The sequence below is a fragment of the Tahibacter caeni genome (assembly GCF_024609805.1).
Classification (GTDB): Bacteria; Pseudomonadota; Gammaproteobacteria; order Xanthomonadales; family Rhodanobacteraceae; genus Tahibacter; species Tahibacter caeni.
Map to the genome: position 1 here is coordinate 1 of NZ_JANFVR010000150.1, position 11,477 is coordinate 11,477.

Here is an 11,477-nt window from a genome sequence, read left to right on the forward strand (position 1 = left end):
GGCAGGTATTCGTACTGGCCGTTGCGCCAGCGCCGGCCGACGAGCTGCGAGCGCGCCGCGCGCAGGCTCGCGGCCTGGCCGCGGCCGCGCGCTTCGGCGACGGCCTCGGCGAAGTTCGCGAACAGTACGGTCACGAACAGGATCAGCGCGACGACGAACGCATAGGCCCACGGCTTGCCGGTCGCGAGCGAGTGCGCGGCGACGCCGCCGGTCACGAGCGTGCCCGTGAGCACGACGAACATCACCGGGTTCTTCATCGCCGCGCGCGGCGCGAGCTTGCCGAACGCGTCGCGCACGGCTTCCTGCAGGGTCTGCGCGGTGAAGCGCGCCGCATGGGCCTTGAGGCCGTGGCGGGAGGAGGTAGTCATGGTCATTTCGATTCTTCCGTAGGCCGATTAACCAGCCAGCATCAGCTGTTCGCCGACCGTGCCGAGCACGAGCGCCGGCAGATAGGACAGCACCGTGATCAGCACGATGACCGCGATCATCGTCGCGCCGAACGTCACGCTCTCGATGTTCAATGTGCCGGCGGTTTCCGGCGCCTGGCGCTTCTGCGCGAGGCTGCCGGCGACCATCAGCGGGATCAGCAGGCAGGGATAGCGGCCGAGCAGCAGCACGGCCGAGGCGCTGAGGTTCCACCAGTACGTCGCATCGCCGAGGCCTTCGAAACCCGAGCCGTTGTTCGCATAGGCCGAGGTGTATTCGTAGAAGACCTGCGCGATGCCGTGCAGGCCCGGATTCGAGTTGCCGGCCACGTCCGGGATCACGAGCGCGAGCGCGGTGAAGCCGAGTATGGTCAGGCTCTGCAGCACGATCAGGAACGACAGCAGGCGCACTTCCTGCGTCTCGAGCTTGCGCCCGAACACTTCCGGCGTGCGGCCGATCATCAGCCCGGCTATGAAGATGCTCAGCAGCAGGAACACGAGATGGCCGACGAGGCCGCAGCCGATGCCGCCCCAGATCGAGTTGATCAGCATGTTGGTCAGCGTCACGGTGCCGGCCAGCGGGTTCAGCGAGTCGTGCATCGCGTCGACCGAGCCGTTGGAGGTCTGCGTCGTGACCGCGGCCCAGAGCGCCGACGCGTCGGCGCCGAGACGCACTTCCTTGCCCTCGTAGTTGGGCGCTGCCGCCGCGAGCCCGGCCACGGCCGCGTTGGGCTGGCGTTCCGACCAGGCCGCAGTACCGATCGAGATCAGCGACAAGGTGCCCATGACGCCGAACACCAGCGCGGTCAGCCGGCGCCGGCCCGTGAACGGCGTCAGCATGAACACGACGGCGATGGGCAGCACGATGATGCTGACGATCTCCAGTGCGTTCGACAGCGGCGTCGGATTCTCCAGCGGCACGGCGCTGTTCGGGCCGTACCAGCCGCCGCCGTTGGTGCCGAGCTGCTTGGTCGCGACCATGCTCGCGACCGGGCCGACCGGAATGGTCTGCTCGGTCATGCCGGCGCTCGCGTCCACGGTCTGCGCGGTCTGCGCGCCGGCGAACGTGCTCGGCACGCCCTGCGACGTCAGCGCGAGCGCGACGATCAGCGACAGCGGCAGGAACACGCGCAGCGCCAGGCGCGTGACGTCGACCCAGTAGTTGCCGAGGTCGCGCGCCTGGCCTTCGGCGGCGGTCGCCGCGTCGCGCCCGCCGAACAGGCCGCGCAGCATCGCCGCGGCGATGCCCAGGCCCATCATCGGCGTGAGTACCTGCAGGCTGACGATGCCGACTGTTTGCGAGAAATACGACAGCTGCGCCTGGCCGGAGTAGTGCTGCTGGTTGGTGTTGGTCAGGAACGAGATCGCCGTGTGCAGCGCGAGGTCCCAGCGCATGCCGGCGATGCCGTCCGGATTCAGCGGCAGATGGTCCTGGAACATGAACACGAGCCAGGCGAACACGCCGAGCAGCGCATTGCTGACGAGGAACGCGGCCGCGTAGCCGCGCCAGGTCATGCCGCGCTGCGGGTCGACGCGCAGCAGGCCGTAGATCACGCTTTCGACCGGCAGGAACACGACGTCGGCGCGGCTGGGCGCGCCCTTGAGCACGCTCGCGAGATGGCGGCCGAGCGGCCAGGCCAGCGCGACGGCGAGGAGGAGGATCAGCAGGATTTCGCCCATGGCGCGCTCCTCAGAACTTGTCCGGCCGCAGCAGGGCGACCAGCAGATAGCCGCCGAGCGCGAGACTCAGCAGCAGAAGGAAGATAGTGAACATGTTCATGTCCCCGGCGGTTTTCGCGCCGGCGCCGTGGCGCCGGCGCAGGGTTCAGAAATTCCAGCTCACGGCGGCCTCGAAGCGGCTGCCGGCGACACCCGGGAACAGACGCCTGGCGGAGTCGCTGGTCCAGTGGCCCGATGCGCGCAAGTCCACTTTGCCGATCGTGTAGATCGCCGACACCTGGGCGCGACTGTAGCTGTCGCCGTAGGCGTCCTCGAGGTCGTAGTGCGCGGCCACGGTTTCGAAGCGGAACGCGTCGGTGACCGGGAACTTGGCGCCGACCTCGGCGTAGACGCCGCGCTCGCCGCTGGCCAGCGCGTTCTCCGACCAGCCGAGCATCGCCCACCAGCGCTGGTCCAGCGTCAGCGTCGCTATGACTTCGTTGTAGTCGAGATCGGCGGTTGCGCGCGTGCCCGGATAGGTGAAGCGCGTCAGGTTCAGATCGAGGTTCCAGCGCTCGGCGAACGTGCGGTTCCAGCCGGCAACGAGATCGAGCTCGGCGTCGCTGCCGAGCGCGTCGCCGTAGTCGACGCGCGAGGCCCACAGCGAACCGTAGAAGCCCGTGTCGGAAGCGAGCTTGACGCCGAGCTGCGGCGTCGCGTCGCCCCGGGTCTGCGAAATCCCGCGGAAGACGTAGTCGCTGGTCGCGGTCGCGGAACCGCTGAAGTCCAGCGCCGAGGCAGCCGGCGCGAACGCGAACAGCGCCGCGGCGGCGAGAGGAAGCAGAAGAATCGGGGGTGTGGCAGTGGCGTTCATCGCCGTCGTTGTCTCTGAGTTTCCGGCTCCGGTTCGGAGCAGCGGAAGTGTTCGCCCACGGGCCGTAAACGAACCAGATGCGCGCGCGGTCCGGCGCGTAAAGCCTGCGTAAATTCGGTGCGCGGAGGCGGCCCCTTGCCGTCGCTGTTGATGATTTGTTTACGCGCTCCGCCGGACCGGCGAATGGTCCCTTGATGCCGGTCTCCCGCAGACTCGCCGCGGACTTTCCGGGAGCGCTGCGTGTCGGATTTCGGCTTCATCCTGCTGTGTATGGTCGGTCTGCTGGGCTTTGCGGCCCTGTCGCACCGGGTTCTGCGACGGCGGGTGCGCGTGCCGCCGCGCGCGACCGCGCACGTCGACCGCAGCCGGCGGCGACGATGAACGGGAGCCGGTCATGTCCAGCGATCTGACGGCCTCGGCGCCGTCTCCCGCCGAGCGACTACGTCCGGGCCTGGCGCTCGCCGCGCTCGGCATCGTGTTCGGCGACATCGCGACGAGCCCGCTCTACGCGCTGCAGGAAGCCTTCGGCACGCACGGCGTCGCGCCGACGCCGGCCAACGTGCTCGGCGTGCTGTCGCTGGTGTTCTGGTCGCTGATCGGCGTGGTGTCGCTGAAGTACGTGCTGTTCATCATGCGCGCCGACAACAAGGGCGAAGGCGGCATCATGGCGCTGCTCGCGCTCGCCCAGCGCGCCGCGCGCGGGCAGGCGCGCCTGAGTCGCGGCGTCGCCGCGCTGGGCCTGCTCGGCGCCGCGTTGTTCTTCGGCGACGGCGTGATCACGCCGGCGATCTCGGTGCTGTCGGCGGTCGAAGGGCTCGGCGTCGCCGCACCGTCGCTCGCGCGCTGGATCGTGCCGATCACGATCGTGATCCTGATCGGGCTGTTCGCGCTGCAGAGCCGCGGTACCGCAAGCGTCGGCCGGCTGTTCGGCCCGGTCATGCTGGTCTGGCTGGTGAGCATCGGCCTGCTCGGATTGAACGCGCTGCTGCGCGAGCCCCAGGTGCTCGCCGCGCTGAGCCCGCACCACGCGATCGGCTTTTTCCTGGCCAACGGCTTCGCCGGCTTCACGACCCTGGGCGCCGTCGTGCTCGTGCTGACCGGCGCCGAGGCGCTGTACGCCGACATGGGCCACTTCGGCCGTCCGCCGATCCGCGTGAGCTGGAGCCTGGTCGTGCTGCCCTGCCTGCTGCTGAGCTATTTCGGCCAGGGCGCGCTGCTGATCGGCGATCCGCAGGCGGCGGCGAATCCGTTCTACCGGCTCGTGCCGCAGGCGCTGCTGTATCCGGTCATCGGGCTGGCCGCGGCCGCGACCGTGATCGCCTCGCAGGCCATCATCTCCGGCGTCTACTCGATGACGCGCGAAGGCATTCACCTGGGCTATCTGCCGCGCATGCGCGTGATCCACACGTCCGAGGACACGCGCGGCCAGGTCTACCTGCCCGGCGTCACGGCGGCGCTGTTCGTGCTGGTACTCGCGGCGGCGGCCGGGTTCGGTTCGGCGGCGCGCCTCGCCGCGGCGTTCGGCATCGCGGTCAGCGGCACCATGATCGTGACGACCCTGCTCGCGCTGCTGGTCGCACGGCGGCTCTGGCAGTGGCCGCGGATCTGCGTGCTCGCGCTCGGTGCCGTGCTGCTCGTGGTCGATCTGGCCTTTTTCGGCGCCAACCTGCTCAAGTTCGGCGACGGCGGCTGGTTCCCGCTCGCGCTGGGCCTCGTCATGGTGCTGATCATGTCGACCTGGCGCCGCGGGCGCTTCCTGCTGATGCAGGCGATGCGCAAGCAGAAGATCGCGCTGGCCGATTTCGTCCTCGGCATCGCCGCGCACCCGCCGCAACGCGCGCTCGGCACGGCCGCGTTCCTGACCGGCGATCCGAACGGCGTGCCGCACGCGCTGCTGCACAACCTCAAGCACAACCAGGTGCTGCACGAACGCAATCTGATCGTCAGCGTCGAGACCCTGGACACGCCGTTCGCCGAGCCCGGCGAACGGCGTGCGGTCGAAGCACTCGGCGGCGGCTTCCACGTCGTGCGGCTGCGTTTCGGTTTCGCCGAGCAGGACGATGTGCCGGCCGCGCTCGAGCAACTCGTGCTCGACGGCGAAGCGGTGGACCCGCTGCGCACGACGTTCTTCCTGAGCCGCGAAACCATCGTCGCGACCGAACGGCCCGGCATGGCGCTCTGGCGCGACCGGCTGTTCGCCTATCTCGCGCGCAACGCGACGCCGGCGACGGCGTTCTTCCGCATTCCGCCGAACCGGCTCGTCGAACTCGGCAGCCAGGTCGAGATCTGAAAACGGCGGCGGGTCCGGCCGGGTCCCGCCGCGTCCGCTGAGAGGATGCCGCGCGACGCGGCAGTGGTGACGGCGGTCGCGTCGCTTGCCGGCGGCGCGGCGTGCCGACCTTCCGCTTCCGGACCGTGCCGCATGTCGTCCAGACAGGTGTTCCTCTCCTGCGTGACCCGCGAGCTCGGCGCGTTCCGCCAGCCGCTGAAGGCGCAGCTCGCCGAACACGGCGTGGAGCTGCGCATCCAGGAGGATTTCGTCGACAGCGCGAGTCCGTTCGGCACCCTGGTCAAGATCTACCGCTATCTGCAGGACGCCGATCTCGTCGTGCAGGTCATCGGCGCGCAGCCGCCGGCGCGCGTCGCGCGCACCGAGTACGAGGAACTGCTGCGCACCGTGCCGGAGTTCCGCGACTGGCTCGCGCGGCACGCGGTGCTGCCGGCGGCGGAGGCCGGCGAGCTCGGTTATACCGACTTCGAGGCCTATCTCGCGCTGCATCTGGACATGCCGATCGTGTTCACGCGCCTGGGCAGCGGCGCGCAGCCCGCGCACGAGGCGCGGCTGGAGCAGATCGGCCGTTACGTCGAATCGCGCGTCGGCCGCTGCGAGGAGATCGCCGGCCGGATCGCCGAGGCCTTCGCCGACGTCGCCAAGGTGGACCGTCCTGCGCGCCGCGCCGCGGCACGGCGCAGGCGGCTGCGGGAGCGCGTGGGTCTCTCGGCCTTCGCGCTGGCGGCCGCGGCGCTCGTGCTGCTGCTGCAGACGCGCGCGACCGCGGGCGAGGCGTTCGCCGCGCAGCCGGGAGCGGCGCTGCTCGACGGGCTGCCGGCCTTCCTCGTGCTCGCGATGCTGTTCGTCGGCCTGCACTATGTCGCGATGCTCGACCGGCTCGACGCGGCGCTGCGCCTGCGCGTGTCGCTGCGCAACGGCTTCCGCGTCCTGCTCGCGGCGGCGGTCGCCGGCTGGCTGTTCGCGGGACTGGACACCCTGCTCGCGGCGACCTCGTACAACGCCGTCGTGCTGGTCGCCGCGGCGGCGTTCTTCGGCATTTCCCAGGTCATCGCGAATGCCTGGCTGCGCGGGTGGCACGACAGCCCGGCGCGGATCGGCGGACTCGCCGCGGCGAGCACGGCCGGCTGGATCGCGTTTCTCGCGGCATATGCCTGGCTGGGCTGGCCGCCGCTGGATGCGCTGTACTGGTTCGTGCTGCTCGTGGCGATGGTCTGGCTGGGCTTCGCGACGCGCGACGAAACCGAGCGCCTGGAGCGCGAGATCGACTACGCGATGCGGCCGGCCTGGCCCGACGGCGAGCCGCGCACGAACGCGTTCTACTGGATGCCGCGCCATGAGATCCTGCGCGGACTGCGCGCCGACGATTTCCTGTCCGGACCGCCGCGGCGCTGATACCGCGCGTCGCACACGTCCCTGCCGGCGCGCCCCACGCGCGCGCGCCGGACCCCGGAGATCAAGCCGCCATGACCTCGCAGGTCATTGCGGCGCCGCCGCACAGCGGCGAAGCTGCGCGCCGTCGCCGCCGTCGCGGCTTGCCATCGATCGAGAACCCCATGACTGCATCGCTTGCCCAGGCCCAGGCCTTCCGTTCGCTGCACCAGCCCGGCACGCCGCTGGTCCTGTTCAACATCTGGGATGCCGGCAGTGCGAAAGCCGTCGCCGCGGCCGGCGCGCCGGCGCTCGCGACCGGCAGCTGGTCGGTCGCCGCGGCCAACGGCTACGCCGACGGCGAACGGATTCCGCTGGAAACGGCGCTCGCGAATCTGCGGCGCATCGTCGCGTCGACGCCGCTGCCGGTCACGTTCGATCTCGAAAGCGGCTACGGCGATGGCGCCGGGGACGTCGGCCGCACGATCGCCGCGGCGATCGCCGCCGGCGCGGTCGGCTGCAATCTCGAAGACAGCTTCCCGACCGACGGCAGCCTGCGTCCGCTCGACCAGGCCGCCGCGCGCATCGCGGCGGCGCGCGCGGCGGCCGACGCGAGCGGCATTCCGTTCTTCATCAATGCGCGCACCGACGTGTTCTTCCAGCAGAAGGCCGAGGCGCACGACGCGGCCACCGTCGCCGCCGCCGTGGAACGCGCAAAGGCCTACGCCGCGGCCGGCGCCGACGGCATCTTCGTGCCGGGCCTGGTCGATGCGCGGCTGATCGCCGACGTCGTACGCGCGTCGCCGCTGCCGGTCAACGTCATGGTGATGCCGGCCACGCCGGCCCGGGCCGAACTCGCCGCGGCCGGCGTCGCGCGCATCAGCTACGGACCCGGTCCGTATCTCGCGGCGATGAAGGCGGTGCAGGACGCGGCCGCGGCGCTGTACGCCTGAGCGCGCAACGCCGCGAAGCCCTGATCGGCGCGGAGCGCCGCCGCATCACCGAGCCGGCGGGCCGAATACGCTGACCGCGTCGAGGCGCAGGCCCTGCGTGTCGCAGCCGCGGAAATTCACGCCGCGCAGGTCGCTCCTGTCGAAATGCGTGCGGCGCAGGTCCGCCGCGCGCAGATCGCCGCCGCGCAGATCGGCTTCGCGAAAGCAGGCCTTCAGCAGATTCGCGTCGCGGAAGCTCGCGCCGCGCAGCGAGCAGCGCTCGAACCACGCGCCGATGAAGCGACCGCGATCGGCACGGACCTCGTCGAGCATCGAATCGGTCACCGTCGCGTCCGCTCAGATCGACGCCGGACAGATCCAGTCCGCGCAAGGTCGTTCCCGCCAGCGGCACCGTCTGCCCGCCGTCGAGGCGTTGCAGTAGTGCGGCGAGATGCGTGATGACGGCGCTCATCGGCATTTCCTGGCGGGGCATGATCGACGGTCGCGGCGAGTGCTGGGCGGGCGATCTCCGACTTGTCCCGCCGCTCGCCGCCCAGCGCAGAACGCCCGGGCGGGCACAAGCGAACAGCGCCGATCCGGCCCGCGGCGTCGCGCCTGGTTTCCTGATGCAGTCATTCGCGCAGCAGTGCCGGCGCGACTCGGCAAGCGGGCAAATTGCCGCAGTGCGACCGTCGGTCGCAGGGCGGCGCGCGGCGCGCTCGCTAACCTGACCGGGACTGACATACCGGGAATGACGATGCCGATGTACGAACGCGCGGGGCGGTTTCGCCCCGCCGCCCTGACGGCCGCGCTGGCCGCCGTGCTCGCCCTGCCGGCCGCTGCGGAGACCGCGGCCGCCGGCAACGACGACGAGGCCTGGACCACCGAGGCCGTCGTCATCACCGCGCTCGCGCCGAGCGCCGCGCTGACGATCGAGACCGATCCGAAGCAGCCGCGCCAGCCCGTGCCGGCCAGCGACGGCGCCGACTACCTCAAGACCATCCCGGGCTTCGCCGTGCTGCGCAATGGCGGCACCAACGGCGATCCGCTGCTGCGCGGCATGTTCGGCTCGCGCCTGAACCTGCTGACCAACGACGGCACGATGATGGGCGCCTGTCCCGCGCGCATGGACAACGCGCTGTCCTACGTCGCGCCGGAAACCTACGACAAGCTGACCGTCATCAAGGGACCGCAGTCGGTGATCTGGGGGCCGGGCGGTTCGGCCGGCACCGTGCGCTTCGAGCGCCGTGCCGAATCCTTCGTCGACGACGGCGCGCGCGGCAGCGCGTCGGCGCTGGTCGGCTCGTGGGGACGCCGCGACGCGGTCGTCGACGCGGCCGTCGGCAATCCGCACGCGTTCGCGCGCGTGACGGCCAACCGCGCCGAGTCCGACGACTACGAAGACGGCGACGGCCGTCGCGTGCCGTCGCGCTGGTACAAGTGGAACAGCGATGCGACCGTCGGCTGGACGCCGAACGCCGACACGCGGCTGGAAGCGACGATCGGCGCCGGCGACGGCTACGCACGCTACGCCGGCCGCGGCATGGACGGCGCGCAGTTCCGTCGCGACAGCGCCGGGCTGCGCTTCGAGCAGGGCGGCTTCTCCGGCGCGCTGCAGTCCATCGAGGCGAGCGCGTACACCAACTACGCCGATCACGTCATGGACAACTACAGCCTGCGCGAGCCCGACCGCAGCGGCCCTATGCCGATGCCCATGGCCTCGAACGTCGACCGGCGCACGAGCGGCGGCCGCATCGCGACGCATTGGGAATGGCAGCCGGTGACGGTGATCGCCGGCGCCGACCATCAGCGCAACCGGCACCGCGAACGCAACGGCATGGGCGTCGACACGTACGCGGCGCTGCCATGGACGCCGGACGCGCGTTTCAGCACGACGGGCGTGTTCGTCGAAAGCTCGCTAGGCCTCGGCGATGCGCAGCGCGTCGTCGCCGGCGCGCGCGCCGATCGCGCCGCGGCGACCGACCAGCGCACGACCACCGGCGGCATGATGCCGATGCCGAATCCGACCGCCGGCCAGCGCCGCCGCGAAACCCTAGTCTCGGGCTTCGTGCGCTTCGAACAGGAACTCGCGGCCGCGCCGTTCGCGTGGTATGCCGGCGCCGGCACGGTCGAACGCTATCCGGACTATTGGGAACTGTTCTCCGCCGACACGGCCGGCGCCGGCACGGTCAATCCGTTCAGCGCCGTAAAGCCCGAGCGCACGACCCAGCTCGATGCGGGACTGCAATACGCCGGCGCGAAAACCGGCGCCTGGGTCTCGCTGTATGCCGGGCGCATCGACGACTTCATCCTGTTCCGCTACGGCAGCGGCGGCATGATGGGAACGACGACGATGGTCGACAACATCGACGCGCGCATCCGCGGCGGCGAAGCCGGCGTTTCGCTGCGGCCATCCGCCGGCTGGAAACTCCAGGGCACCCTGGCCTATGCCTGGGGCGAGAACCGCAGCGACGGCCATGCGCTCGCGCAGATCCCGCCGCTGGAAGCGCGCCTCAGCGCCGACTGGGCCCGCGGCGCCTGGTCGTTCGGCGGCCTGTGGCGCCTCGTCGCCGCACAGCACCGCGTCGCCATTGACGAAGGCAACGTCGTCGGCCGCGACCTCGGGCCGAGCCAGGGCTTCGGCATCGTCTCGGCGAATGCGGGCTATCGCTTCGGCGACGCCGTGCGCCTGACCGCCGGCATCGACAACCTGTTCGACCGCAACTACACCGAGCATCTCAATCTTGCCGGCAATGCAGCGTTCGGCTATCCGGCCGATCCGGTGCGGATCAACGAGCCGGGGCGGATGGTCTGGAGCAAGCTGGATCTGCGGTTCTGATGTTGCCGACGGGCGCCGGCGCCGGCCCGGGAGCCGGCGCGGCAGCTGCGCGACGCGCCGGATTGCAGAATAGTGGAAAAAGATAAATATTATTTCCGTGCGCGGTCGGCCCGCACCGGGCCGGACAGCCGCCTCCGGCCCGCGAGCCGGCCGCGCCGCGGCGGTTTCTCGGCGGCGGCTCGTCTACGAATTCGTTAGTTGACAGCAGATCATGGCTCGTGATCTGATCGATCAACTAATTGATACGTAGGTTCGGCATGGCCAGGCCCTCGTCGCCGACGCTCACGAAGTCCGAGCAGGCAATTCTCGAAGTGCTGTGGGACAAGGGCGAAGCGTCGGTGCGCGAGGTCGCCGATGCGCTCGCGCAGCAAAGGCCCGTCGCCTACACGACGGTGCTGACGATGTTGAACGTGCTGGCCAGGAAGGAACTGGTCACGCACCGCGCGGAAGGGCGCGCGTTCATCTACCGCGCCGCGATCACGCGCGAACAGGCCCGCGCGCAGGCGCTGGAACACCTGCTCACGCAGTTCTTCGACGGCTCGCCGGATCTGCTCGCGCAGCACCTGTTCCGCGAGCACGGCGTCAGCCGAACGGAGATCAAGGCGCTCCGGAGCAAGGTCGCCGCGGCCAAGGCGCGGAGGGGCAAATGAACCTCGTCGACCTCGCCCTGGCGTTCGCGGTCCGGCATCTGCTGCTCGGCGCCGCGCTCTGCGGCATCGCGCTGCTGGTGATGCGCTCGCGCGCGCTCGGCGCCGAGCGGCGCTCGTGGCTGCTGCTGGCCGTATTCGTGCTCGCGGTGATCTTGCCGTTCGCATCGTTTCTTCCGCGCTGGACGACGACGTTGCCGTCGGCGGAAGTCCAGCCCGATCGCATCGTCGCGCTGCCGGCGGAAGGCGTGGCGCCGACCGAGGCCGTGTACGAGGCCGGACAGCGCGCCGACTGGCTCTATCTGGAGATTCCGTGGTCGCTGTCCTCGGCGCTGCTGCTGGTCTGGCTGCTCGGCACCTTGTGGCAGCTCATGCGCCTCGCCGACGGCTGGCGGCAGGCGCGCCGCCTGCGGCGGTCGGCCCGGGCGGCGCCCGCGCTC

Annotated in this window: 12 protein-coding genes and 1 pseudogene; 8 read left to right on the forward strand and 5 right to left on the reverse strand. The window is 70.6% G+C overall.

The features are described 5' to 3' along the window. The 4 genes and pseudogenes from NON22_RS13595 to NON22_RS13610 form a co-directional block, all read right to left on the reverse strand. A pseudogene (locus NON22_RS13595) lies at positions 1-368 on the reverse strand (hypothetical protein); the annotation flags it as partial. 27 nt (positions 369-395) lie between these two features. Then, the gene (kdpA, locus tag NON22_RS13600; protein WP_257387481.1) at positions 396-2,105 is read right to left on the reverse strand and encodes a potassium-transporting ATPase subunit KdpA; all 1,710 of its coding nucleotides are present in this window, start codon (positions 2,103-2,105) and stop codon (positions 396-398) included. Between the two features lie 10 nt (positions 2,106-2,115). After that, the gene (kdpF, locus tag NON22_RS13605; RefSeq protein ID WP_257387482.1) at positions 2,116-2,205 is read right to left on the reverse strand and encodes a K(+)-transporting ATPase subunit F; all 90 of its coding nucleotides are present in this window, start codon (positions 2,203-2,205) and stop codon (positions 2,116-2,118) included. 45 nt (positions 2,206-2,250) lie between these two features. Beyond that, positions 2,251-2,958 carry a TorF family putative porin gene (locus tag NON22_RS13610; protein ID WP_257387483.1) on the reverse strand — a complete coding sequence of 236 codons (708 nt, stop codon included), beginning with the start codon at positions 2,956-2,958 and terminating at the stop codon, positions 2,251-2,253. A 240-nt stretch (positions 2,959-3,198) separates the two neighbouring features. Here NON22_RS13610 and NON22_RS13615 point away from each other — a divergent pair, with 240 nt between their 5' ends. The 4 genes from NON22_RS13615 to NON22_RS13630 all read left to right on the forward strand — a co-directional run bounded on the left by NON22_RS13615 (position 3,199) and on the right by NON22_RS13630 (position 7,572). Continuing rightward, on the forward strand, positions 3,199-3,339 hold the full coding sequence (locus NON22_RS13615; RefSeq protein ID WP_257387484.1) for a hypothetical protein: 141 nt from the start codon (positions 3,199-3,201) through the stop codon (positions 3,337-3,339). A gap of 13 nt (positions 3,340-3,352) precedes the next feature. Continuing rightward, complete coding sequence (locus NON22_RS13620) at positions 3,353-5,248, forward strand: potassium transporter Kup (protein ID WP_257387485.1); 1,896 nt, start codon at positions 3,353-3,355, stop codon at positions 5,246-5,248. Positions 5,249-5,380: 132 nt separating this feature from the next. Beyond that, positions 5,381-6,643, forward strand: coding sequence for a hypothetical protein (locus tag NON22_RS13625; protein WP_257387486.1), 1,263 nt, complete (start codon positions 5,381-5,383; stop codon positions 6,641-6,643). Between the two features lie 161 nt (positions 6,644-6,804). Next, positions 6,805-7,572 carry an isocitrate lyase/PEP mutase family protein gene (locus NON22_RS13630; RefSeq protein ID WP_257387487.1) on the forward strand — a complete coding sequence of 256 codons (768 nt, stop codon included), beginning with the start codon at positions 6,805-6,807 and terminating at the stop codon, positions 7,570-7,572. A gap of 45 nt (positions 7,573-7,617) precedes the next feature. Here the strand turns inward: NON22_RS13630 and NON22_RS13635 are convergent, their stop codons facing one another. Next, positions 7,618-7,896: a pentapeptide repeat-containing protein gene (locus NON22_RS13635; RefSeq protein ID WP_257387488.1), complete on the reverse strand. Its 279-nt coding sequence runs from the start codon at positions 7,894-7,896 to the stop codon at positions 7,618-7,620. Positions 7,897-8,009: 113 nt separating this feature from the next. Here NON22_RS13635 and NON22_RS13640 point away from each other — a divergent pair, with 113 nt between their 5' ends. The 4 genes from NON22_RS13640 to NON22_RS13655 all read left to right on the forward strand — a co-directional run. Beyond that, positions 8,010-8,282, forward strand: coding sequence for a hypothetical protein (locus NON22_RS13640; RefSeq protein ID WP_257387489.1), 273 nt, complete (start codon positions 8,010-8,012; stop codon positions 8,280-8,282). A 32-nt stretch (positions 8,283-8,314) separates the two neighbouring features. Beyond that, positions 8,315-10,390: a TonB-dependent copper receptor gene (locus tag NON22_RS13645; protein WP_425507980.1), complete on the forward strand. Its 2,076-nt coding sequence runs from the start codon at positions 8,315-8,317 to the stop codon at positions 10,388-10,390. A gap of 257 nt (positions 10,391-10,647) precedes the next feature. After that, a complete protein-coding gene (locus tag NON22_RS13650) occupies positions 10,648-11,040 on the forward strand; it encodes a BlaI/MecI/CopY family transcriptional regulator (RefSeq protein ID WP_257387491.1) in 393 nt (130 codons plus the stop codon). After that, positions 11,037-11,477 (forward strand): hypothetical protein (locus tag NON22_RS13655; RefSeq protein WP_257387492.1); only part of this gene is annotated, 441 nt, incomplete at its 3' end. The genes NON22_RS13650 and NON22_RS13655, both read left to right, overlap by 4 nt.

Excerpts from the sequence above, each read along its gene's own strand:
- kdpA (WP_257387481.1), bottom strand. The coding sequence starts at position 2,105 with ATGGGCGAAATCCTGCTGATCCTCCTCCTCGCCGTCGCGCTGGCCTGG.
- NON22_RS13630 (WP_257387487.1), top strand. The coding sequence starts at position 6,805 with ATGACTGCATCGCTTGCCCAGGCCCAGGCCTTCCGTTCGCTGCACCAG.
- NON22_RS13650 (WP_257387491.1), top strand. The coding sequence starts at position 10,648 with ATGGCCAGGCCCTCGTCGCCGACGCTCACGAAGTCCGAGCAGGCAATT.
- NON22_RS13640 (WP_257387489.1), top strand. The coding sequence starts at position 8,010 with ATGACGGCGCTCATCGGCATTTCCTGGCGGGGCATGATCGACGGTCGC.
- NON22_RS13625 (WP_257387486.1), top strand. The coding sequence starts at position 5,381 with ATGTCGTCCAGACAGGTGTTCCTCTCCTGCGTGACCCGCGAGCTCGGC.
- kdpF (WP_257387482.1), bottom strand. The coding sequence starts at position 2,205 with ATGAACATGTTCACTATCTTCCTTCTGCTGCTGAGTCTCGCGCTCGGC.
- NON22_RS13645 (WP_425507980.1), top strand. The coding sequence starts at position 8,315 with ATGTACGAACGCGCGGGGCGGTTTCGCCCCGCCGCCCTGACGGCCGCG.
- NON22_RS13620 (WP_257387485.1), top strand. The coding sequence starts at position 3,353 with ATGTCCAGCGATCTGACGGCCTCGGCGCCGTCTCCCGCCGAGCGACTA.
- NON22_RS13610 (WP_257387483.1), bottom strand. The coding sequence starts at position 2,958 with ATGAACGCCACTGCCACACCCCCGATTCTTCTGCTTCCTCTCGCCGCC.